26 protein-coding genes are annotated in these 22,201 nt (G+C 62.8%); 21 read left to right on the plus strand and 5 right to left on the minus strand.

What is annotated here, in order from left to right; all coding sequences use genetic code 11:
* Positions 1-49: 49 nt before the first annotated feature.
* From LCM4577_RS09980 to LCM4577_RS09995, 4 genes are all read left to right on the plus strand, one after another.
* Positions 50-316 carry a helix-turn-helix domain-containing protein gene (locus LCM4577_RS09980; protein WP_041005381.1) on the plus strand — a complete coding sequence of 89 codons (267 nt, stop codon included), beginning with the start codon at positions 50-52 and terminating at the stop codon, positions 314-316.
* A 167-nt stretch (positions 317-483) separates the two neighbouring features.
* The gene (locus LCM4577_RS09985) at positions 484-1,212 is read left to right on the plus strand and encodes a LuxR family transcriptional regulator (protein ID WP_041005379.1); all 729 of its coding nucleotides are present in this window, start codon (positions 484-486) and stop codon (positions 1,210-1,212) included.
* A gap of 67 nt (positions 1,213-1,279) precedes the next feature.
* A complete protein-coding gene (locus tag LCM4577_RS09990; RefSeq protein ID WP_041005377.1) occupies positions 1,280-1,894 on the plus strand; it encodes an acyl-homoserine-lactone synthase in 615 nt (204 codons plus the stop codon).
* A 107-nt stretch (positions 1,895-2,001) separates the two neighbouring features.
* Complete coding sequence (locus LCM4577_RS09995) at positions 2,002-2,700, plus strand: response regulator transcription factor (RefSeq protein ID WP_041005376.1); 699 nt, start codon at positions 2,002-2,004, stop codon at positions 2,698-2,700.
* Positions 2,701-2,763: 63 nt separating this feature from the next.
* Here the strand turns inward: LCM4577_RS09995 and LCM4577_RS10000 are convergent, their stop codons facing one another.
* The 3 genes from LCM4577_RS10000 to LCM4577_RS10010 are packed head-to-tail and all read right to left on the minus strand — an operon-like array spanning position 2,764 to position 4,848.
* Positions 2,764-3,540: an amino acid ABC transporter ATP-binding protein gene (locus LCM4577_RS10000; protein ID WP_041005374.1), complete on the minus strand. Its 777-nt coding sequence runs from the start codon at positions 3,538-3,540 to the stop codon at positions 2,764-2,766.
* Positions 3,540-4,199, minus strand: coding sequence for an ectoine/hydroxyectoine ABC transporter permease subunit EhuD (ehuD, locus tag LCM4577_RS10005; RefSeq protein ID WP_041005371.1), 660 nt, complete (start codon positions 4,197-4,199; stop codon positions 3,540-3,542). Before ehuD ends, LCM4577_RS10000 begins: the two co-directional genes overlap by 1 nt.
* Positions 4,189-4,848 carry an amino acid ABC transporter permease gene (locus LCM4577_RS10010; RefSeq protein WP_041005369.1) on the minus strand — a complete coding sequence of 220 codons (660 nt, stop codon included), beginning with the start codon at positions 4,846-4,848 and terminating at the stop codon, positions 4,189-4,191. Before LCM4577_RS10010 ends, ehuD begins: the two co-directional genes overlap by 11 nt.
* Before the next feature lie 409 nt (positions 4,849-5,257).
* Here LCM4577_RS10010 and trbB point away from each other — a divergent pair, with 409 nt between their 5' ends.
* The 15 genes from trbB to LCM4577_RS10085 all read left to right on the plus strand — a co-directional run bounded on the left by trbB (position 5,258) and on the right by LCM4577_RS10085 (position 17,959).
* Positions 5,258-6,241, plus strand: a complete 984-nt coding sequence (gene trbB, locus LCM4577_RS10015; protein WP_071071006.1) for a P-type conjugative transfer ATPase TrbB — start codon at positions 5,258-5,260, stop codon at positions 6,239-6,241.
* Positions 6,238-6,570: a TrbC/VirB2 family protein gene (locus LCM4577_RS10020; protein ID WP_041005366.1), complete on the plus strand. Its 333-nt coding sequence runs from the start codon at positions 6,238-6,240 to the stop codon at positions 6,568-6,570. The genes trbB and LCM4577_RS10020 overlap by 4 nt, the downstream gene beginning before the upstream one ends.
* The gene (locus LCM4577_RS10025; protein WP_019863699.1) at positions 6,570-6,851 is read left to right on the plus strand and encodes a VirB3 family type IV secretion system protein; all 282 of its coding nucleotides are present in this window, start codon (positions 6,570-6,572) and stop codon (positions 6,849-6,851) included. The genes LCM4577_RS10020 and LCM4577_RS10025 overlap by 1 nt, the downstream gene beginning before the upstream one ends.
* A 10-nt stretch (positions 6,852-6,861) precedes the next feature.
* The gene (trbE, locus tag LCM4577_RS10030) at positions 6,862-9,312 is read left to right on the plus strand and encodes a conjugal transfer protein TrbE (RefSeq protein WP_071071008.1); all 2,451 of its coding nucleotides are present in this window, start codon (positions 6,862-6,864) and stop codon (positions 9,310-9,312) included.
* Complete coding sequence (trbJ, locus tag LCM4577_RS10035; RefSeq protein WP_041002519.1) at positions 9,309-10,061, plus strand: P-type conjugative transfer protein TrbJ; 753 nt, start codon at positions 9,309-9,311, stop codon at positions 10,059-10,061. The genes trbE and trbJ overlap by 4 nt, the downstream gene beginning before the upstream one ends.
* Positions 10,062-10,072: 11 nt before the next feature.
* Positions 10,073-10,396, plus strand: a complete 324-nt coding sequence (trbK-alt, locus tag LCM4577_RS10040; RefSeq protein WP_052468659.1) for a putative entry exclusion protein TrbK-alt — start codon at positions 10,073-10,075, stop codon at positions 10,394-10,396.
* Between the two features lie 2 nt (positions 10,397-10,398).
* Complete coding sequence (gene trbL, locus LCM4577_RS10045) at positions 10,399-11,769, plus strand: P-type conjugative transfer protein TrbL (protein ID WP_071071010.1); 1,371 nt, start codon at positions 10,399-10,401, stop codon at positions 11,767-11,769.
* A gap of 3 nt (positions 11,770-11,772) precedes the next feature.
* Positions 11,773-12,462, plus strand: coding sequence for a conjugal transfer protein TrbF (trbF, locus tag LCM4577_RS10050; protein ID WP_071071012.1), 690 nt, complete (start codon positions 11,773-11,775; stop codon positions 12,460-12,462).
* The gene (gene trbG, locus LCM4577_RS10055) at positions 12,459-13,517 is read left to right on the plus strand and encodes a P-type conjugative transfer protein TrbG (RefSeq protein ID WP_041005357.1); all 1,059 of its coding nucleotides are present in this window, start codon (positions 12,459-12,461) and stop codon (positions 13,515-13,517) included. The genes trbF and trbG overlap by 4 nt, the downstream gene beginning before the upstream one ends.
* The gene (locus LCM4577_RS10060) at positions 13,514-14,650 is read left to right on the plus strand and encodes a TrbI/VirB10 family protein (RefSeq protein ID WP_041005355.1); all 1,137 of its coding nucleotides are present in this window, start codon (positions 13,514-13,516) and stop codon (positions 14,648-14,650) included. Before trbG ends, LCM4577_RS10060 begins: the two co-directional genes overlap by 4 nt.
* 1 nt (position 14,651) lies before the next feature.
* Positions 14,652-14,873, plus strand: a complete 222-nt coding sequence (locus LCM4577_RS10065) for a DUF2274 domain-containing protein (RefSeq protein ID WP_041005352.1) — start codon at positions 14,652-14,654, stop codon at positions 14,871-14,873.
* A gap of 672 nt (positions 14,874-15,545) precedes the next feature.
* Positions 15,546-15,935, plus strand: coding sequence for a response regulator (locus LCM4577_RS10070; RefSeq protein ID WP_041005350.1), 390 nt, complete (start codon positions 15,546-15,548; stop codon positions 15,933-15,935).
* Between the two features lie 184 nt (positions 15,936-16,119).
* A complete protein-coding gene (locus tag LCM4577_RS10075) occupies positions 16,120-16,317 on the plus strand; it encodes a hypothetical protein (protein ID WP_071035967.1) in 198 nt (65 codons plus the stop codon).
* Positions 16,318-16,952: 635 nt separating this feature from the next.
* The gene (locus LCM4577_RS10080; RefSeq protein ID WP_082047088.1) at positions 16,953-17,162 is read left to right on the plus strand and encodes a hypothetical protein; all 210 of its coding nucleotides are present in this window, start codon (positions 16,953-16,955) and stop codon (positions 17,160-17,162) included.
* Between the two features lie 554 nt (positions 17,163-17,716).
* Positions 17,717-17,959 carry a DUF6894 family protein gene (locus LCM4577_RS10085; RefSeq protein WP_041005344.1) on the plus strand — a complete coding sequence of 81 codons (243 nt, stop codon included), beginning with the start codon at positions 17,717-17,719 and terminating at the stop codon, positions 17,957-17,959.
* A 750-nt stretch (positions 17,960-18,709) separates the two neighbouring features.
* On the opposite strand, the gene LCM4577_RS10090 is transcribed toward LCM4577_RS10085, so the two are convergent.
* Together LCM4577_RS10090 and LCM4577_RS10095 are read right to left on the minus strand one after the other, a co-directional pair.
* Positions 18,710-19,903 carry a sodium:proton antiporter gene (locus tag LCM4577_RS10090; protein WP_041005342.1) on the minus strand — a complete coding sequence of 398 codons (1,194 nt, stop codon included), beginning with the start codon at positions 19,901-19,903 and terminating at the stop codon, positions 18,710-18,712.
* 284 nt (positions 19,904-20,187) lie between these two features.
* Positions 20,188-20,421, minus strand: coding sequence for a hypothetical protein (locus LCM4577_RS10095; RefSeq protein WP_041005340.1), 234 nt, complete (start codon positions 20,419-20,421; stop codon positions 20,188-20,190).
* Between the two features lie 398 nt (positions 20,422-20,819).
* On the opposite strand from LCM4577_RS10095, the gene LCM4577_RS10100 reads away from it, so the two are divergent.
* On the plus strand, positions 20,820-21,338 hold the full coding sequence (locus LCM4577_RS10100) for a sigma-70 family RNA polymerase sigma factor (RefSeq protein ID WP_244508277.1): 519 nt from the start codon (positions 20,820-20,822) through the stop codon (positions 21,336-21,338).
* The gene (locus LCM4577_RS10105; protein WP_041005336.1) at positions 21,325-22,110 is read left to right on the plus strand and encodes an anti-sigma factor; all 786 of its coding nucleotides are present in this window, start codon (positions 21,325-21,327) and stop codon (positions 22,108-22,110) included. The genes LCM4577_RS10100 and LCM4577_RS10105 overlap by 14 nt, the downstream gene beginning before the upstream one ends.
* Positions 22,111-22,201 lie beyond the last annotated feature (91 nt).

Genomic DNA, 22,201 nt, shown 5'->3' on the forward strand with positions numbered 1-22,201 from the left:
GCACTATAGTGTGTCGCACCATAGTGCGCGTCGTAGCATCCGTTGTTTGATGAAACTTCGCGGCGTTTTTGGCTTGAACGTGCAGCGGCTACGGAGAGAAAGAAGACTGTCGCAGGAGCAGTTGTCTTTCGTCTCGGGCCGCACGCGGGCCTATATCAGCAGCGTCGAGGCCGGTCGGCGCAACGCCACGCTGGATACAGTCGAAATCCTGGCGAAGGCCTTGGATGTCGAGCCGCAAGAGTTGATCACGGCTGTTCCCGCGATTCGGCGAGCAGCCCGCGGGACAAAGCAGACGACGCCAAGGTCATCCGAATGAAGCGCGGTCTGTTGAGCCAACATTGATGCGGCCTTCAGGGTCTTTATCTTTGCGCCGGCTAATTGACTCCTGAAGTGTACATTCGGCGCAAGTCCCATTGAATATACCGTATTTGTGACCTTAAGTTCCTGACCGGGATGGGGCCTGACACTTGTCGAGGTCTGCCGATGGAGATCGATAGTCTTGTCGGGTTGTTTGCAGCGATCTCAAGGATCGATGCCGCGTGCTCGGTGGATGACATCCTCCAAGAATTCCGCTCTGCCATCGAGCGCTACGGATTGCGTTATTTTCTGATCACCGGCCTGCCCGTGCCGCACGACACCGACTGGAGCCGACAGATCCTGGTCGATGGTTGGCCGCCCGAATGGTACCTTCGCTACATGTCGGAGGATTATTTCTCGCATGATCCCTGCGTCGCGCAGTGCCGGCACTCGCCGAAGCCATTCCTATGGGACGAACTTCCGCCGGCAAAGCTTTCTGCGCGCGCAAAGCTGGTGATGGATGAAGCGGCGGACTTCGGGATGGGCCAAGGTCTCTGCGTTCCCGTCCACGTGCCGCTGGCAGGGCCAGGCGTCGTCACGGCAGCGGGCGATCGGATTGAAATAGCGCCGAGCGACGTGCCATTCATCGAGACGCTTTGCGTGCATACCTTCCGACGTCTGTCAGGGCTGGAACAATCCGGCCAGGCCGTCGATGCCGCGCCCTTGACGCCGCGCGAGCGCGAACTCCTGGAGTGGAGTGCGGAAGGCAAGTCGAACGAAGACATCGCCTGCATCCTGGGCGTCACAAGGAACACAGTTGAAAGCCATCAGCGCAACATTCGAGGAAAGCTCGACGCGGCCAATGTCTCGCATGCCATCGTCAAAGCTCTGCGACGGCAGGAAATCCAGATTTAGCAATACCTGAATACCATCATACGGGCATGAAGCGTGTTTTCCTACGACCTCCACTTTTGGAGGCGTCATGGTCCGTATTCATCTGGTCACCTGGGAAAACAGGAAGCAGTATAGAAAAGTGCTGGAGCGCTATTTTCGCATCCGCTACGACATTTACGTCAAGCATAGACGCTGGCGCGCCGTCGCCCGGCCCATCAACATCGAGATCGACGCCTTCGACAACGAGCATGCGCTTTACGTTCTGGCGCTCGATACAAATGGCAAGATCGTCGGCGGCTCGCGTCTCGTTCCGACATTGCAGCCGCATCTCATGAGCGAGGTTTTCCCGGTTCTCGCCGGCGGCACGCCTCCGCGAGCGGCTGACATTTTCGAATGGACGCGCTTTTTTGTCGTCCCATCGCTTCGCACGCATGGAGCGTCGTCGCCGATCGCCGGCTTTGTTCTGTGCGGCCTCCTTGAGACGGCGCAAAGTCTGGGGATTCGACAAATCAGCGTCGTGTGCGAAACATTCTGGCCGAAACGCCTGCGTGCCCTTGGCTGGACGCTTTACGAACTCGGCAACGCTCTCGAACATCCCGATGGCGACATCATCGCGCTGCTGATCGATGTCACGCCTGAGGCCATTGAGCAGACGCGCCAGGCTTACGGCATCCCCGGCGCCATACTGGCGGACAAAATCTAGGCTGATTGCCTCCGGCAGCTGGAGGTTCGCCCGCCAGGGGATATTGTCATCGCGCCCATTTGCGCGGTAGTCAGCCCTATGGTGCACCGAATTCGGTTGATGAACTCATGATGCCGCTGGTCCTGATCGCTTCGAAGGACCCGGATTTCTTTCTGGTTTTCGGGCATATCCTTTCAGTAGCCGGCTTCGAAACCCGCTTGATCACGGCGGACAAGGAAATTGCGCGCGCCATTAAGGCCGAAGCGCCGCTTGCGGTCATCCTGGACTGTCAGCCGGGGGACCGCGCAGTCGCCAAGCTATGCCTGTCGCTCAAATCGTCCGAAGCGACAAGTGCAGCGCCTCTTGCAGGTTTGGTCGCGCCTCGTTCCGGCAAACTGCACCTGGACCTCATCAAGGCGGGCGTGGACGAGATATTCTCCCGGCCCTTTGCGCCCGAGCAGCTTCTGACCTGGCTGCATGGCAAGGCAGGGGCCGCCAGGCTTGCGCGCCAAACCAAGGCAGGCGATCTGGTGCAGGGCGATTTCCGGTTGGACCGACAGACCCACCGGACATTCTTCAAGCAAAAAGAAATCGTTATGCCGCCAATCGAATTCAGGCTTTTGCGCAGCCTGCTGGCGCAACCTGGCAAGGTGCTCAGCCGGGAGGAACTGGTCGCGACCGCATGGCCTGAACACGCCGCCGCAACCGACATACGCGGTGTCGACGTTCATATTGCCAGGTTGCGCAAAAGGCTTCGGGCATCTGTGGGAAGCGATGTGATCCGGACCGTCCGCTCTGCCGGTTACGCATTCGCGCCCGACTGGTAGTGCGCACCGCGATCCCGGCGCTGATCCATGTTGCCAATCGCGCCGCGATTAAGTGCGCGACGTTCAATGGCTCAGGATTGTGTCCAGGAATAGCCTGGCGCGCGGATGAGCGGCTCCGGAGAAGAAGCCACTGGAAGACGCGTGCTCGACGATGCGGCCCTGGTCCATGAACACGATCTCATCCGCCACTTCGCGTGCGAAGCCCATTTCATGCGTCACGCAGACCATGGTCACGCCGGTTTTCGCGAGCGCGATCATGACGTCGAGCACTTCCTTGATCATTTCCGGGTCGAGCGCCGAGGTGGGTTCGTCGAAAAGCATGATGCGGGGATCGAGGCAGAGCGCGCGCGCGATCGCCGCCCGCTGTTGTTGGCCGCCCGACAGCTCAGCCGGATAGGCCCGCGCCTTTTCGGCGATGTGCACCGCCGTCAGATGCCGCATCGCGATCTCTTCGGCCTCCCGCGCCGATTTCGAAAGGACCCGGCGCAGAGCCAGCGTGCAGTTGGCAAGCACGGTGAGGTGAGGGAAGAGGTTGAAGCTCTGGAACACCATGCCGGTCAGCCGGCGCGCGATCGCCGCATCGCGATCGCTTTTTCCGAGGCGTCTTCCTGCAAGCTCTATCGTCCCCTTTTGGAAGGGCTCGAGACCGTTGATGCAGCGGATCAAGGTCGACTTGCCCGACCCCGAGGGTCCGCAGACGACGACGCGCGCACCCGGCCGCAAGGTCAGATCGATGTCTTTCAATACCTGCAGCGCACCGAACCACTTGTTGAGGCCGTCGATCCGTACGAGCGGGACGGATTGAGGCGTCGGGGTCGGATGCGTCCGCCGGTCGAGCATCAGCGGCGCCCGCTCGCAAGCAGGAGCTTCTCCATGCGCTTGACCCCATAAGAAACGATCAGCGCCAGCGCGAGAAACAGAACGCCCGCGACAGTCAGCGGCTCCGCGTAGCGATAGGTCTGGGATGCGATGTCGAAGGCACGCCCAAGCATTTCCGGCACCGCCAGGATCGCGAGATAAGGCGTCGCCTTGAGGATCGAGACCAGGTAGTTGCCCAGGGGCGCGGCGATGTTGCGCAGCATCTGGGGTGCGATGACGAAGATGACCGTATCGCGGCGGGTGAGCGACAGGGCTCTGGCTGCTTCCTGCTGGCCCTTCGGAATAGCGTCGATGCCCGCCTTGAACACCTCTGCCAGATAACCGCTGTAATAGAGGCTTAGCCCCAATATGCCCACCGTCATGGCGCCGAGCCGGATCCCGTAGAAGGGCATGACGAAATACAGGAAATAGAGCCACGCCAAGACCGGCGTCGAGCGGATGAAATCGATGAGGAAGCGCACGGCGAAGCCAGGCACGCCGCCGCCACGGCGGATCATCTCGAACGTGAAGCCAAGCGCCGACGCGCCGAAGCAACTCAAGACCGTCGCGAGCAGGGTAGTCCCGATCGCGCCGATTATGATCGGGACGGTCGAGAGCGCGAAGTCGAGGTCAAATCCCACGAGGCGCTCCGCTTTCGGGATTGACCCGCGCTTCGAGCCAGCGGCCGGCGAGCGCGATCGGATAGCAGACGACGAAGAAGGCTAGCAACAATGCCGAATAGATCGCGACCGGGTCGTATTCGGTTTGGGAGATTTCCTTGGCGCGGAAGGTCATGTCCGTCAGCGTGACCAAGGAGACAAGGGAAGTTGCCTTGACCAGCTGAATAAGATTGTTGACGAATGTGGGGCTCATGGCGACCAACGCCTGGGGCAGCTCGATCAGGAGCAGGATCGCCGGGCGCGAGAGGCCGAGCGCCATGCCAGCCTCGCGTTGGCCGGCCGGAAGAGATTGGAGCCCGGCCCGCACCGCCTGGCTGGCATAGCCGCCGCTGTTGAGGCCGAGCACCAATGCACTGACGGTCATCGCTGAGAGGGTGACCCCCATGACTGGCAGAACGTAGTAAAAGACGAAGAGCAGGACGACCACCGCCGAACTGCGCCAGAATTCGATGACTGCCGTGACCAGAAAGCGCGTCAACCCGGTGGTCAGAAACTGCGCGACGCCGAAAACAAGCGCGAAGGGCACCGCGAAGACAAGGCCATAGGCGGTGACCGCTGCCGTTATGCGCAGCCCGTGCAGGATCCCAAGCCAGATGTCGAGCATGCTCATGAAGCTTCGCCGCCCTTTGCCGTGAAGCGTCGCGGTCTAGCGACTGCCGGATTTTTGGAGCCGCCTGTTTGGCGCCGCGAAACCGAGCCCTCCGGACCGAACCGCATGACAATCCTCCGCGCCGTGGAAAGGGCGATCGCCGCCACTGCCAGGCCGTTTCATAAACCCGACGAGAGTCGTGTGTCAATAAACATGTACATTATATTGCGGAAGTTCATCCTCTGCCGAGGTTTGGACCACGGGGACACCCCGCCGTAAAACTTCCCGAGTTCGGCGCCGCCGTTCGCCGGTCTTTGTTCGCTGCGCTACGACGGCGGTCGAAAGCTGTTGAATCGGACTGCTCCAGGCCGCTCTTGCTTGTCTGCGACCGGGAACTGCTCGACGAGTTCCCGGGCCAAACGGGGACCCGATGGCCATCTTGCACAACGATACCGAAGGACGCGCACGCAGCTCGCGTATGCTGCGCACCGCGCTCGGGCCGGCCATCGCCCGGTTCCTGGACGACCCCGCAATCATCGAGGTCATGCTGAACCCGGATGGCCGGATCTGGGTCGATCGGCTTGCGGAAGGTTTGGCTGATACGGGGGAAATGCTCGCGCCTGCCGCTGGCGAGCGGATCGTGCGGCTGGTCGCCCATCATGTCGGCGCCGAAGTCCATTCCCGTTCGCCGCGCGTCTCGGCCGAGTTGCCGCAAACCGGTGAGCGTTTCGAAGGCCTGCTGCCGCCGGTGGTCGCCGCGCCGGCCTTCGCGATCCGCAAGCCAGCGGTCGCCGTCTTCACGCTCGATGACTATGTCGCGGCGGGCATCATGACCTCTTGCCAGGCCGCCGCGTTGCGCGCCGCCATTGCCGACCGCGCAAACATCCTTGTTGCCGGCGGCACGTCGACCGGCAAGACGACCTTGACCAACGCGCTGCTCGCCGAAGTGGCGAAAGGGACGGACCGTGTCGTCATCATCGAGGACACCCGCGAACTGCAATGCGCTGCCCCCAACCTCGTGGCGATGCGCACCAAGGATGGCGTCGCCACGCTTTCAGATCTGGTTCGTTCCTCGCTGCGCCTGCGGCCCGATCGCATTCCGATCGGCGAGGTGCGCGGCGCCGAGGCGCTGGACCTCTTGAAAGCATGGGGCACCGGGCATCCCGGTGGCATCGGCACCCTTCATGCCGGCTCCGGCATCGGCGCTCTGCGCCGGCTTGAGCAGCTGATCCAGGAGGCCGTCGTCACTGTGCCGCGTGCGCTGATCGCCGACACGATCGGTCTTGTTGCCGTGCTCGCCGGTCGCGGCGCCGCGCGACGGCTTGTCGAGCTGGTCAGGGTCGAGGGTCTGGGCCCCGATGGCGACTATCGCATCGCCGAAGTCACACCGATCAACACAGGAGAAATTTCATGACCCGCCTCTCTTCGCGCTGCCAGGTCAGGCTTGCCGTGGCCAGCGCCGCCGTCGCCTTCAACTTCATGCTCGCGCCGGTGGCCTTCGCGTCGGGCTCCTCGATGCCGTGGGAACAGCCGCTCGAGAAGATCCTGCAGTCGGTCGAAGGACCGGTGTCCAAGATCATCGCCGTCATCATCATCATCGTCACCGGCCTGACGCTGGCCTTCGGCGACAGTTCGGGAGGTTTCAGGCGGCTGATCCAGATCGTTTTCGGCCTTTCGATCGCCTTCGCGGCGTCGAGCTTTTTCCTTTCGTTCTTCTCGTTCGGCGGCGGAGCGTTGATCTGATGACAACCGCTTTCGAACAGCTCGACGCGGTGCCGGGATGGACGGTGCCCGTGCACCGGGCGCTAACCGAGCAGATCCTGCTCGGCGGCGCGCCGCGTGCAATCGCGATCCTGAATGGCACGCTGGCCGGCGCTGTCGGTCTTGGACTGCGGCTCTGGCTGGTCGGCCTTCTCATCTGGGCGATTGGACATTTTACGGCGGTCTGGGCTGCCAGGCGCGATCCGCTTTTTTTCGAAGTCGGCCGCCGGCACCTGCGGCTGCCCGGGCATCTGTCGGTTTGAGGGCGCCGCCATGATGAGCCTTGCCGAATACCGCCGGACTGCTGCTCGCCTTGCCGACTTCCTGCCTTGGGCGGCACTCGTCGCCCCCGGGGTCGTGCTCAACAAGGACGGCAGCTTTCAGCGCACCGCCAGCTTTCGCGGACCCGATCTCGACTCCGCCGTAGCGGCCGAACTCGTCGCGGTGGCATCGCGCATCAACAATGCCCTTCGTCGTCTCGGTTCGGGCTGGAGCATCTTCGTCGAAGCGCAGCGCCACGAAGCGGCTTCCTACCCCGAAAGCCAGTTTCCCAATGCGGCCTCGGGCCTGCTCGATGCCGAGCGCAAATCCGACTTCGACGAGGAGGGGGTTCATTTCGTATCGAGCTACTTTCTCACGTTCCTGTTCCTGCCGCCGCCCGAAGACGCCACGCGCGCCGAAGGCTGGCTCTATGAGGGCCGCGACCAGTCGCGCGCGGATCCGGGCGAGATGGTCCGCGCCTTTGTCGACCGGACCGAGCGTGTGCTCTCCCTGCTCGACGGGTTCATGCCTGAATGCCACTGGCTCGACGACGGCCAAACGCTGAGCTACCTGCATTCGACCATCTCGACCAAGCGTCATTCGGTGCGCGTTCCCGAGACCCCGATCTATCTCGATGCGCTGCTGGCCGACGAGCCGCTCGCCGGCGGGCTCGAACCGCGGCTTGGCGGCAAGCATCTTCGCGTGCTCACCATCATCGGCTTCCCGACCGCCACGACACCTGGCCTGCTTGATGACCTCAACAGGCTGGCCTTCCCGTACCGCTGGTCGACCCGCGCAATCCTGCTCGACAAGGTCGACGCGGTCCGCCTTCTCAGCCGGATACGGCGGCAATGGTTCGCCAAGCGCAAGAGCATCGCCACGATCCTGAAGGAGGTGATGACCAACGAGGCATCAGCACTCCTCGACACCGACGCCGCCAACAAGGCAGCTGACGCCGACACGGCGTTGCAGGAGCTCGGCGCCGACATGGCGGGCATGGCCTATGTCACCGCGACCGTCGCCATATGGCATAGCGACCCGCGCGTGGCCGACGAGAAACTGCGGCTCGTCGAGAAGGTCATCCAGGGCCGCGACTTCACGGCCATTGTCGAGACCGTCAACGCCGTCGACGCCTGGCTCGGCTCGTTGCCCGGACACGCGTATGCCAATGTGCGCCAGCCGCCTATCTCGACGCTCAATCTCGCCCACATGATCCCTGTTTCTGCCGTGTGGGCGGGGCCGGAACGGGACGAGCATCTGGTCGGTCCTCCCTTGCTTTACGGCAAGACCGAAGGCTCGACCCCGTTCCGGTTGGTCCTTCATGTCGGCGATGTCGGTCACACGCTGGTCGTCGGCCCGACCGGCGCCGGCAAATCGGTGCTGCTGGCGTTGATGGCGCTGCAATTCTGCCGCTACCGCAACGCACAGATCTTCGCCTTCGACTTCGGCGGTTCGATCCGCGCGGCGACGCTCGCCATGGGCGGCGACTGGCACGATCTCGGCGGTCATCTCACCGAGGGCATGGACGCGTCCGTTTCGCTGCAGCCGCTCGCCCGCATTCACGACACATATGAGCGCGCTTGGGCGGCTGACTGGATCGTCGCGATCCTGACGCGCGAGGGCATCCAGATCACGCCGGAGGCAAAGGAGCATATCTGGGCGGCGCTGACCTCGCTCGCCTCGGCCCCGGTCGAGGAACGCACCATGACCGGGCTCAGCGTGCTTCTGCAGGCCAGCGACCTGAAACAGGCGCTTCGTCCTTACTGTGTTGGTGGCCCGAACGGGCGGCTGCTCGACGCAGAGGCCGAACAGCTCGGTCAGGCATCCGTGCAGGCCTTCGAAATCGAAGGTCTGGTGGGCACGCAAGCCGCGCCGGCCGTCCTTTCCTATCTGTTTCATCGCATCGGCGACCGCCTTGACGGTCGTCCGACCCTGCTCATTATCGACGAAGGCTGGCTTGCCCTCGACGATGATGCCTTCGCGGGGCAGTTGCGCGAATGGTTGAAGACGCTCCGCAAGAAGAATGCCAGCGTCGTCTTTGCCACCCAGTCACTCTCCGACATCGACAAGTCGGCTATCGCGCCGGCGATCATCGAAAGCTGTCCAACCCGGCTGCTGCTGCCCAATGAACGCGCGATCGAGCCGCAGATTACCGCCATATATCGCCGCTTCGGCCTGAACGACCGCCAGATCGAGATCCTGGCGCGAGCCACGCCAAAGCGCGACTATTACTGCCAGTCCCGTCGCGGCAACCGTCTCTTCGAGCTCGGCCTGTCCGAGGTCGGGCTTGCGCTTTGCGCCGCGTCCTCGAAGAGCGATCAGGCCCTGATCGGCAGCATCATCGCCGAGCATGGCCGCGACGGGTTCCTGTCGGCCTGGCTGCGTGCGCGCGACCTCGGCTGGGCCGCCGACCTCATTCCCAACCTCACCGTTACCGAACCTGAAAAGGATTCCAAACCATGACTGTTCGTCAAAGCCGCCGGCGCGTCCTCCTTGTGGTCGCGTCGACGCTCGCCACGCCGATCGTGCCGATGATGACTGCGCCAGCAAGTGCTTTGATCGTGTTTGATCCGTCGAATTATTCCCAGAATGTCCTGACGGCTGCGCGCTCGCTGCAGCAGATCACGAACCAGGTCACCTCGCTTCAGAACCAGGCCCAGATGCTGATCAACCAGGCGCGCAACCTCGCGAGCCTGCCATTGTCTTCGCTGCAGCAACTGCAACAGTCGGTGCAGCGCACGCAACAGCTTCTCGGCGAAGCACAAAACATCGCCTTCGACGTGCAGCAGGTCGACAAGGCGTTTCAGCAGCAATACAGCAGCGTCTCGCTCTCTTCCTCCGACCAGCAACTCGTCACGGGTGCGCGCTCGCGCTGGCAAAACACGGTGGGCGGCCTCCAGGACGCAATGCGAGTCCAGGCGGGCGTGGTCGCAAACATCGACACCGGTCGCGCGCAGATGTCGGCATTGGTCGGCGCCAGCCAGTCGGCGACCGGTGCGCTGCAGGCGACGCAGGCCGGCAACCAGCTGCTTGCGCTTCAGGGCCAGCAGCTTGCGGACCTGACCGCGCTGGTAGCCGCCAATGGTCGTGCCCAGGCGCTGACGGAAGCCGAACGTGCCGCGGCGGCCGATCAAGGGCGCGAACAACGTCGCCGCTTCCTGGCGCCTGGTTCAGGCTATCAGGCAGGCTCTGTCCAGATGTTCAACCGCTGAGGTCGATCGCCATGGACGGCAAAAACCTCGTTCGCATCGTGGCCGCCGTCTTCGTCGCCGCCGTGACGGCGACGGCGCTCGAGATGAGCCGGAAGGATGACAAGGCGGTGGGGGAGGGATCGCTCACAGCGGCGGGCTCTTTGCCTGATCCGCTCCGCGATGGCCTGCGCCGTTGCCAGATCCTCGGCGAGGCTGCCCTGCGTGAGGAAGGATGCACGCGGCTGTGGGCCGAACAGCGTGAGCGCTTCCTCGGTCTCGAAAAGTCCCCGCGGGATTCGACAATCGGGCCTGCCGCTTCGCGCTCGCCAGATCCAGCGTTGCACGAGGTCCGATAGACATGGGCAATACCGGCGTCATCGACCAGTTCCTGGCCACTTTCACCCGCTATATCGACAGCGGCTTCGGCCTGCTCGGCGGTGAGGTCGCCTTCGTCGCCACCACGCTGATTGTCATCGACGTGACGCTTGCCGCGCTTTTCTGGAGCTGGGGCGCCGATGACGACATCCTTGCGCGGCTCGTCAAGAAGACGCTCTTCGTCGGTGTCTTCGCCTATCTGATTTCCAACTGGAACGGTCTTGCCCGGATCGTCTTCGAGAGTTTCTCCGGTCTTGGCCTCAAGGCGAGTGGAACCGGCTTTTCGGCACAGGACCTCTTGCACCCAGGCAAGGTGGCGCAAACCGGTCTCGATGCCGGACGACCGTTGCTCGAAGCGATCTCCGGCTTGATGGGCTACATCTCTTTCTTTGAGAACTTCATCCAGATCGCCTGCCTGCTCTTTGCCTGGGCGCTCGTGCTGCTCGCCTTCTTCATCCTGGCGGTGCAGCTCTTTGTGACGCTGATCGAGTTCAAGCTGGCGACGCTGGCCGGCTTCGTGCTGATCCCTTTCGGCCTCTTCGGCAAGACGGCCTTCATGGCCGAACGCGTGCTCGGCAACGTCATCTCGTCCGGCATCAAGGTTCTGGTGCTTGCCGTGGTCATCGGCATCGGATCGACGCTCTTTGGCGAATTCACCCAAGGCTTCGGCGGCGAGAACCCCACCATCGACCAGGCGATGGCCATCGTGCTGGCGGCGCTGTCGCTGCTTGGCCTCGGCATTTTCGGTCCGGGCATCGCCAACGGGCTCGTCGCGGGTGGACCGCAGCTCGGCGCCGGTGCGGCCGTGGGGACCGGCCTTGCCGCGGGCGGTATCGCAGTTGCCGGCTACGGAGCAGCCAGCCTCGCGAGGCGAGGCGGGACAGCCGCATCCGCGGAAGTGGCGTCGGCCGCGCGTGGCGCGACATCACTCGCCGGTGGCGGTTTGGCCGCTTATAGGCTTGGCGCTGCCGGCCAGCCTCGCGTGGCAGGCATCGCCTCCGGCCTCGGCGGCATTGCGCGCGCTGGCGCCTCGGCGGCAGCCTCTCCACTCAGGCGCGCCGCCGCAAACACAGTTCAATCACTTAACGCGAGCTTCGCCACTGGGGCCCGTGCGGCCGCTGAAATCACCGGCGGTTCGTCGACCATGGGAACGATTGGCGGCGCCGCTGCGCCAACGGCGGTGGAAGCGTCCAGCGCGGGCAAGCCATCCAGTGCTCAAGAAGAGCCCGAATGGGCCAGACGCCTGCATCGCTCCCAACGCCTCGCCCACGGCGCCCAGACCGCCGCCCATGCGGTGCGCGCCGGTGACAGCCATGGCGGCGGAGCCTCGATTTCTCTTTCTGAAGGCAAATGATCCATGAACATCTTCAGGCGCCCCGCCGTCCACTACGGCAAGAGCCCTCGACCGGAAACCCCCTATCAGAAGGCGCAGCAGATCTGGGATGAACGCATCGGCTCCGCACGTGTGCAGGCACGTAACTGGCGCGCCATGGCGTTCGGTTCGCTCATCCTGTCGGCGGGGCTCGCCACTTCACTGTTCTGGCAGTCGGGCCGCGGCACGGTCGTGCCCTGGGTCGTGCAGGTCGACAAGCTCGGCCAGGCTCAAGCGATCGCGCCAGCGACCGCCGACTATAAGCCGACCGATCCGCAGATCGCGTGGCATCTTGCCCGCTTTGTCGAGCAGGTACGCTCGATCCCGGCCGACCCGATCATCCTGCGCCAGGATTGGCTGCGCGCCTATGATTGGACCACCGACCAGGGTGCTGCGGCGCTCAACGATTATGCGCGCGCCGCGGATCCCTTCTCCAAGGTCGGCAAGCAGCAGGTCGCGGTCGACATTTCGTCGGTCATCAGAGCCTCGCCGGGCTCCTTTCGTGTCGCCTGGATCGAGCACCACTATGAAAACGGTCAACTTTCGGGCACCGAGCGCTGGACCGCGATCCTGACGATCGCGACGCAGATGCCAAGCGACGCCGAACGGCTTCGCGCCAATCCGCTTGGCATCTACGTCAACGCCATCAACTGGTCGCGGGAGATGAGCCAATGAGCCCGACATCGCGTCTTGTGGCGGGCACGAATTTGTCGAGGCATCTGCTGTCGGCGCTGGTCTCGGCGACAGCGCTGCTTGCGGGTTGCGCCACGCCTGCGAAGAAGCCGCCGACGATCAGCTACGATAGCTCCGTTCCGCCCTTGCCGCCGGCTCCGGCCGCCTCGACCGACCAACGACTGAAGCCTCTTCGCGTCCCCCCAAGGTGGGCGCCCGCGCGGGGCGGCGCCATCGGGCAAACGCCGGCCGCCCGTGTCGAGAACGCAAACGCCGCGGCACGCGTGGAACCGCGCCGTGAGGGCTATTACAACGCAATTCAGATCTACCCCTGGAGCGAGGGAGCGCTCTATCAGGTCTACGCCTCACCTGGCCAGATAACGGACATCGCGCTTGAGCCGGGAGAGAGCCTGACCGGAGACGGCCCGATCGCGGCTGGTGACACCGCGCGCTGGATCATAGGCGACACCGAAAGCGGGTCCGGCATTGCCCGACGCGTCCACGTCCTGGTGAAACCCTCGCGGGCTGACATCGCAACGAACCTTATCATCGCCACGGACCGGCGCAGCTATATGCTTGAGCTGCGCTCAGGCGCGAAGCCCTACATGCCCGCCGTTGCCTGGTCCTATCCGGCTCCGAAATCGGGCCTGCTGCAGACGATCGCCACGATGCCGGTCATACCGCAGCTTACGGCGCGAAACTATCGCTACGGCATCGCCGGCGACAGCCCTCCCTGGAAGCCGGTGAGCGCCTACGACGATGGCCGCCGGGTTTACGTCGAGTTTCCGCGCGGCATCGTGCAAGGCGAGATGCCGCCGATTTTCGTCATCGGCCCGGACGGCGAGGCTGAAATCACCAACAGCCGCGTCCATCAAAATATCCTCATCGTCGACCGTCTTTTTGGCGCGGCCGAACTGCGTCTTGGCGCCGGCAAGCGGCAGCAGACGGTCAGGATCGTGCGCATCGACAGAAGAACCGATGGGGTGGGGCGAGGCCCAAGCGATGGCGCCGCGTCGACGCTGCCGAACGCAATACGCAGGGGAGCGCCGCAGCCATGAACGAGAGGAATATGGCCGTCGAACCCATGCGGCTTCGCCCCGAACCGCCGCGTGTGACGCGTCTGTCGCGCAAAATGCTCGCGGGTATAGGCTTCGTCGCCTCGCTCGGTATAGGCGGCGCGCTGATTTACGCTCTGCAGGACGCCAACACGTTCAAGCAGGGCGAGGAGCTCTACCCCACCTCCAATCGGCCGCCGGCCGACGGACTGGCAAGACTGCCGCGCGACTACGCCGGCCCGATCCTTGGGCCGCCGCTGCCCGGCGATCTCGGCAGGCCGATCCTCGATGCTCAAAACAAGGGGCAGGCCATCGTGCCCCCCTCAATCCCAAGCCCCTCGATTGACGAAGCCGAGCAGCGCCGGCGAGCCGAAGAGGAAGCGGCCAGAACCTCGCGTGTCTTCTTCCAGACAGCGCCACGAGATCCCAGGACCGCCGAAGCGTCCGCCCCTGCTATTGCCGATCTCGCCAGTCAGAACGCTGCGCCAAATGCGCAGGATCGCCAGCTTTCCTTCCTGTCCGCCGCCGCTGACCGGCGGACGGTGGCCCCGGATCACGTCACGCCTCCTGTGTCGCCCTATGTGCTGCAAGCCGGTGCCGTGATCCCAGCCGCGCTCATTACCGGCATCCGGTCGGACCTTCCCGGGCAGATCAGCGCTCAGGTGACCGAAAACGTCTATGATAGTCCTACCGGGCGCTCGCTGCTCATCCCGCAAGGCACTCGCATTGTTGGGCAATACGATAGCGGGATTGGTTCCGGGCAGCGCCGCGTGCTGCTTGTCTGGAACAGGCTGATCTTTCCCGACGGACGCTCCATCGTGCTGGAGCGGCAACCTGGCGCGGACGCCCAGGGTTATGCCGGCCTGGAGGATGCCGTCGACTATCACTGGGGCGAGTTGTTCAAGGCCGCGGTGTTGTCGACCGTTCTGAGCGTTGGCGCGCAGGCCGGTTCTTCCGATCAGGACAGCGATATCGTGCGTGCCCTGCGAAGCGGAGCTTCCGATAGCGTCAGCCAGGTAGGCCAACAGGTCGTTCAGCGCCAACTCTCTGTTGCACCGACGCTTACGATCCGGCCCGGGTTTCCCGTCCGCGTCCTCGTTACCCGCGACCTTGCCCTTGAACCATACCGAGGTTGACATGACCAAGTTGAAGCTCGCAACGATTGCCGACGACAAGCCGGTGAAGATTACGGTGGAACTGCCGGCGGCGCTCCATCGCGATCTGGTGAAATACGCGGAGATCCTCGGGCGCGAGACCGGGCGGCCATCTGCCGATCCATCGCGCTTGATCGCGCCGATGCTTGAACGATTCATCGCAACCGACCGCGGCTTTGCGAAAGCGAAGAAGGAGCAGGCTTGAATCCGAGCTTTCCGACGGCCGCCAACCGCCGAGTGCCTTGTGCCGAGACGACGATGGGATGCTCTGTCGATGTTACGGCCAACGAGGCTTGGACGGCCCGTTCCCTCGGTGCTCAAGGCCTGGATCGATTGGATCCTGCGCGTCGGGGGCGCGAGAACCCGACGCCGCTCGGAAAGGGGAAACACCGGCGGTTTCGACTGTATTGGGGCGTAACCAGAGAAGCCTGCAGCGGGGCTCTGTCTGGCGTCCCACAACTGGTGAAGCATGGATCAGCCGGAAATGGCTGACGATCGCCGTCTCATCGACAGATGCGCTTGCTGCCGACCAAGCTCGGCGGCCTGGGCACGCGCAACATCCTCGCGCGGCGCTCAATCCGCCGGTGCGCCATAGCTCGTCATCCGTGACGACGGCAGCGTCTTCGGCCTCCACGTCATTCAGTCAGTCAACGACGAAACCGCTACGGCGTCGATCAGCTCGCCGACATCGCCGTCAAGCTTCAGAAGTCAGCCGCTCCGGCACCGGGACGACTTCTTCGCCTTGCCGTTCTCGTTGCCGGGCTGAAGTCGGCCCGTTCACATCGTTGGGGCCGCGAGTCCGCAGAAAAAAACGATTACTTACCTGGAACCGAGAGTGTACCAAACGCGTATTGGATCAAATGGGGACCGGCCAACCATGGGCGAGGGCGAGATTCTGATCGTTGAAGACGAGGTTCTCATCCTCCTCGAAATCGAAGCGGGTTTAGAGGAAGCAGGGTTCAAGGTCTGTTCGGAAAGCAATGCCGAGCGCGCACTCGCCACTTTCGACGCAGAACCCGATAGATTTAGAGCTCTCATCGCCGACATCCGACTGGGTCCCGGCAAATCCGGGTGGGATTTGACCCGGTACGTGCGCGCAGTCAACCCGATCATGCCTGTTATTTACATGAGCGGCGACAGCGCCCACGAATGGCCGGTCAAAGGTGTGCCCGGCAGCATTATGATCCCGAAGCCATTTTTCATGCCGCAGGTCATAACGGCTTTGGCCACGCTGCTTAACGAGCAGCGTCTTATGCCAGTCAGCTAAATACTCCGACGGCAAGCCTGGAGAGACCGCTGTCGCGGTCAAGACGGAAGGCGGCGCTGTCGTGCCGGCTGATTTTTTCTTGTCTCTGTTCTCGCTGGTTGCGGCGGCGACAGTCGTCCCAACTCAACATTTGTAAACCGGTCGTGCCTATATATTAGAAATGCCTTATGGATGGAGCGCTTTGATGCTGGTGTCTTTGGAGTTGATGAGCAGGCTTCGTGACGTGATCGACGCCCTGAGCGATCGTGTCTCAAAACTCGAAGACTACAAATTGAAAGCACTCGAAACCCGGCTAGGCAACGACGCGCCGCCGGCCAGCGCTCAAATGGTGCTGCGGATGCTTGTTCTGCGCGAACTGCAGAGCCGCGCCGAGACGCGGTAGCCGTCCCATCCTCCCATTTGGCGGGCGCACCGAAGTCCCGGGCCTTGAAACTGCCAAACCCGTGACCGAGACCGTTATCGTCGGAGCGGAAGGCACGACGCCATCGCGCTGCTCGCCCGTCACTACTGCAAGCTCATGCGGGCATGATCGCCAGGACCTATGCGCATCGGTGCGCTGATCCGCAGATGCTGGAAGAGCGAATGCCAGGCTGTGGGTTCGGTGAAGGGCGTTTCGATCGATCAACTCTTCGAAATCTATGAGCGCCAGTGTTGGGAGGCCGTGAAGGGGGACTAACTGCCGGCCGGCGCTGACTATGCCGTTTTCGACGGCGCTGTGAAATCGGCCCGCATCCGCACTGGGATGTGTACGACTTCCGGCGTCAACAGTGTTGTCAGCCGATTAGATCGAGCCTTGGGTAATAGGCGGGCGGGCGCGCAGGGTGAGACACTGGCCGAGCAGAACAGGATTGACAGAACGATGACGGCAGGCTGCACCATCAGTCTCTGCACGGGGGCCGAATGCGATGGTACACCAGGCAAGCGCGGCTCTGCCGGTGGGCTTTTTGTTGACAGCTAACTTTCATGAAGCCCAGATTGGCGGGGTTTGAGGGATCGACCTATTTAGGGAGGGACTTCATGCCAATTTTTGCGAGAGCCAGAGAAGCAGGCATCTTCAGTTCGTCAGAAGTCGCACTACTCGCTCGCGTGTTCGACAGATTGAAAGATGAACATCAGTCCCCCGAGCGACGTGAAGCTCTCGCTTCTCGTGTTCTGGCCAACTACCTGGCGGGGATCAGGGACGAGGCTGAACTGCTGTCCGTTTCAAAACGTCCGCTCGGGCGCTAGACAGTATCCTTGCTCTGTGCTGGCGGCGAATCCCCTCTCGTCGTTGCTCCCGAGCTACAGCCCCGTCGGTCAATACTGCGTTAGGAAGAGCGTTGTGCGGGCTCCTGGGTCTGGCGGTCCGTCCGGGAAGCGGAGCACAAGCAGTTTGAGGGAAGAGGGCCCGTCGACCTCGGTCGGCGGGTTTTCTGTTACGCCTGATCCGCACCTGAAAGCTTCCCGCTCAGAACCAGTTCGACGCGATTCATGGATGTCCAACGTGTCGCGAAGACAAGGAAAACCGGGTTGCCCTATTGGTTCGGCGGCTGGTTAAGGAGACAGAGATTTCCGAACACCAAGCCGGAGAGCTCGTCGAGATGATCGGCACTGACTGGGCATCGCTCCTGCAGCGGCGTCTCACCATCCCCCGATATCGCGTTACCCCTATGCTGATCCAGCAGCGATTATCAAATGACATCGGTTCCGGCGTAAGCTATATTTACGGCGTATGCCGGTAGACCAACATAACGCAAAACGATGAGGGGCCCTTTTCGCGTCGATAGGCGTTTACTCGGCAGATGCTCCGGTTTCACTTCGATCTCGCCTATGGTGGCGACGTCTATCACGACGCCATGGGAACTGCCTTGCCTGACGTCAAAAAGGCCAAGGACAGGGCCTTTGAGATCGTCAGCAAATTAGTGGAAAAGAAATGCCAGGACATCGCCTGCACTGTCCGCGACGCGAACGGCAAACGGCTGATGCAAATCACGGTGGATGGCGATCAGACCCAGATTGGAACCTTGCCAAACCGCGCCCGTTAGGGAACGCGGCGCATTTCGTAGGACTGGAACACTAGCTAACGTGCCGCCGTTGGGGATGACCTGACCGCCCGCCCGGGTTTGCTCGGGCGGGCTTGCTTAGAGCGAACCGCCCCAAACCAGCGGATGAACATCCTTCCCGGTGATTTCCTTCACCGCCTCCAACAGCGCGTCATGTTAGATCGCCCATGGCGGCGCGGTAATACTTTGGTTTAAGCGGATCCATCATGCTTGTGCAGCGCTCCCGCGCCTGTAGGAACCGGTCTGAGCTCGACCGATTCTTCAGGAGGTCGCGACGGTTCGACGCCACGAGCAAAGCAGCTATGATCAGGCCAGGGGAAAAGCACTGCGGAGGCGATGATGCTCCCAGGGAGAAGCGCATTTTCCTCGATAGAGTTGGCGCCGCTTGGTAGAGCCTTCGGCGGGCAGACGAACTTGCCGGGAATGACTGACGAGCGGGAGCCAACGGCTGCCCGCGTTGGCCTACGATCAGACCGACACCGCATAGTGGACAAAGCTGAATTGACCAAGCTTTCTCGCACGCCTCTCGGTCGCTGCTCCTAGCAAATCGCACTTCCTGGACCGCTGCTTTGCTCGGGCACGCTGTCATCATCTCAAAGAGGCAAGCCGCTCTTGATGAAAAAGGAATTCAGGCCCATCCTCTCGGCCACGGGAGGGATGGCCGTCCCGCACGGCCCGTGCAGTGCCGGCTGCCGAAGCGCGAAGTCCCCCTTCACGGCAGCCGGCGCGCCCTTACGCTTTTTGCTCGGCCGTCAGTCCCAGCTTCTTGATAAACCATGGCATTGTCAGGCCCTGGACAAAGATCGAGAACGCCACCGCGGCAAACGCCGTGACGATGATCGCGCCACGCTCAGCTATGTCCTGCGGCAGGGCAAGGGACAGCGCAAGCGCGAGTGAGCCGCGCAGGCCGCCCCAAACGAGGACATGCTGGTAGTTGAGATCCACCTTCAGCGAAGTCGGCTTGAGCAGGGCGCAGAGCGGATAGATGGCCAGTACCCGGCCGAGCAGTACGAGTGCTACGGCGACCGCCGAGCTACCCGCAAAAATCCCGAGCGGCTGGTGCGCCTCATGGCCGCCGATCAGGATGAACACGATCGAGTTGGCGAGGAAGGCGGCATAGGCCCAGAATGCCAGCACGTGGCTTCGCGCGTTGGCGGATATCGCGCCTTTCCAGCCCACATTGCCAACCAGAAGGCCGGAGGTGAGCGTCGCAAGAACGCCTGACATGCCGAATTTCTCGGCGATCAGGAACGACCCATAGGCCGCGATCGTCGTCAGCGTAATTTCCACCAGATGGTCCTCGGTCCGCCCCGCGATCAGAAGAAGAACCGCTGCGACGGCCGCACCCACCGCGATGCCGCCAGCCACAATCCACACGAAGGAAGAGGCGATGGCCACGGGCGTGGCGCTTGCGCCTGATGCCACCGCAACCAGGATGGTGAAACCGACGGCGGCCGCGCCATCGTTGAGCAGGCTTTCGGATTCGACCAGAAGCCCAAGCCGCGGCTGCACCCTCATCTCCTTGAAGGCCGCCAGCACCGCAACCGGATCCGTCGCCGCGATCAGCACGCCGAAAAGGCTTGCGCCAGTCCAGCTCCATCCGAGCAGCCAATGCATCCCGAGTGCTACAACAGCCGCAGCGATCGCCACCCCCGGAAAGGCAAGCAAAGCAGTCACCGGCAGGTTGACGCGGAAATGACGCCATTCGATTTCAAGGGCCGCCTGGAAAATCAGCGGAGGCAGAAATACCGTGAAGATCAGGTCCCGGCTGAGTGGCAGTTCGGTAACACCCGGGACAAAGCCCAGCGCTATGCCGGCAGCTACCAGCCCGACGCTGTAGGGAAGGCGCAGCCGCCTCGAGATCATCGCGACGAGCGAGGCCGTCAGGAGTATAAGCCCGAGCGTGGGAATGGAGAGTTCGTCCATTCCGGATTATGGCTAGCTGGGAACGGATTCGGCAAGCAAAAGCCGTTGCCACCAACAAGCGCGGTCATGGACGGCGGCTACTCTTGACAGGCAAGGAAGGTCTCGGCCCCTTCACGGACGGATCAACATGCCGTCTGATGACGCGAGATCGACACCGGTCAAACCCGCCGGGTACCGGTGCCCGCGCACGCATGGCGCCTCCAAGAGGCAAGTGCCGCCGCCCGTTGCCTGCGCACGCAGCGGAGGTGGGCCGCCAAAACGGTCGCCTGGACGCGGGAGACGGTCTATCGCAATGCCGTTGGTCTTCTTGGGGCGAGCGCAAGGTTGAAATAGCCTGGCAGTTGCTGGCGCTTGTCGCGGATCGAGGCCGTCTTATCCGGATCGGCTGGCAGGAGGACGACCATTCGTGCTTGGCGCCTCGGGACGAGCGGCCTGCCGGCAATCAGGAAAACCACCGCGAGGCCACCTACCAGCAACACAGCAGCGAAGGTGTTTGCAATGATCTCGCCCACCCGCATCGCGACCCGTCCTCATTCTTGCTCCGGCCGGCGTTGTCGACGAGCCGGCTCTCGTTGATACCGTCGAGCAGCGGATTCTATTCCGGCTTGCTAGAGTGATGAGGGTCGGCTCGCACTCCGGAATATTTTCTCTGTTGCTTGGAATAGTTTCCGGCCTGCCTTGGTAAATGGTGCAAGGAGGGTGAGCACAAGACCTGTCGAAGCCAATATCGGACACGGGAGCGGCGCAAGCATCTGAGGATACATGGCACCCAGATCTTGGAACCGGGAGGAGCACGCTCCCAGTCGGCCCAGCGGAAGCTGTCCCTGCCCGCTGGGCCGTCTACCCGTCAGCCAGATTCAAAATGGAGATCCTGAAGTGACGCAAAAAAGTATATCTTGGTGATATGAAAACCAGGTTGGACGTCATACCGCACCTCGAGGATCTTTGGCGTTACGGTCGCGTCCTCACCGGCAACGATTCTGATGCGGACGACTTGGTCCAGGAGGCGCTTGCCCGCGCACTGACGATGGCCGCCAGCTACGATACCTCACGTCCCTTGCTGCCCTGGCTCATCACCATCGTGCGCAACACATTCCTCACGAACGCCAGCCGGGCCGTTGCCACCCGGCAGCGCATGGCATCATTTGCGGAAGTAGCAGAATCGGCCTTGCCGCCCTCGCAGGAGCATTCGGCTGAACTCGCGAAGGTACAAAGGGCGCTGACGCGAATGCCGGCCGAGCAAGCGGAGATACTGCATCTGGTTGCGGTGCTGGGGTTCACATATTCAGAGACCGCCAATCTTCTGGGCGTGCCGGCAGGGACCGTGATGTCGCGCCTCAGCCGCGCCCGAGCGGCGTTGAAGCATAACCTGGAAGACAAAGAGGACGGGTCTTCCCGTCTCAAGATCGTGGGAGGGCGCGATGCGGCCTACTGATGGGATTTCCGAAGAGGATATCGGTCGCCTTCTGGACGGTGAGCTTTCAGCGTCGCAGAGATCGGACCTGCAAGCCCGCCTCGCACGTGAGCCGGAGCTGGCGGCGGAGGTCTTTGCTCATGCACAACGTATGGAGGCGTTGCGCGCCTCACAGCCACAGCGGCTGTTTCCGCCTGCCGCGAGCATGGAGAAGGCGAAGCGACTGGAGAGTGCCTTTCGCCGCGGAAAGATGTTGGCACTACTGAGGCTCCAGGTCGCCGCCGTCGTGCTGGTTGCGATCGGCTGGGGCGCGAACTCGTTGACTGTGCCGCTCCGCCAAGGCGGCAAGACGGCTGATGAGACCTTCATCTTGGCCGCACGAGACGCGTTGCGGGTCGCGCAACTGAATGCGGGCCCGGAGAGAGGCGTCGAGCCGAAGCAGGACAAGATCGAACGGCTGGTCGGTGCCGTCAACGTCAGCATGCCGACCCTGCCGTCGGTGTGGGTGGTGAAGGACGTCCAGGTGCAGCCGTGGAACGGGAAACAAAGCCTCGTCGTCACGGCAGATACGCCAAGCGTTGGTCGCATCACGCTGGTGGCAGCCCCCATGAATGGCGAGGACGCAGTGCCTCCCACCCCGGCAACGGACGGACGCGTGCCAACGGTCTACTGGCAGTCTGGAGGCACCGCCTATGCCTTGATGGGATCCGCCGCGCCGGACCGGCTCGAGGTGGAAGCAAAGCAGATTGAAGTCGCCACGCGCAGGAATGTTGCTCCCAAGACTCGAGGTTGATCGTCGCCTAACGTTGACGCGCGTTCCCATCCTCCACCATCGGCGCAGCGGCGGCCTCGGTCTCGGTGCGTCGCTCTCGATAAGGCCCGAA

The sequence above is a fragment of the Mesorhizobium sp. LCM 4577 genome, assembly GCF_001854795.2.
Lineage (GTDB): Bacteria > Pseudomonadota > Alphaproteobacteria > Rhizobiales > Rhizobiaceae > Mesorhizobium > Mesorhizobium plurifarium.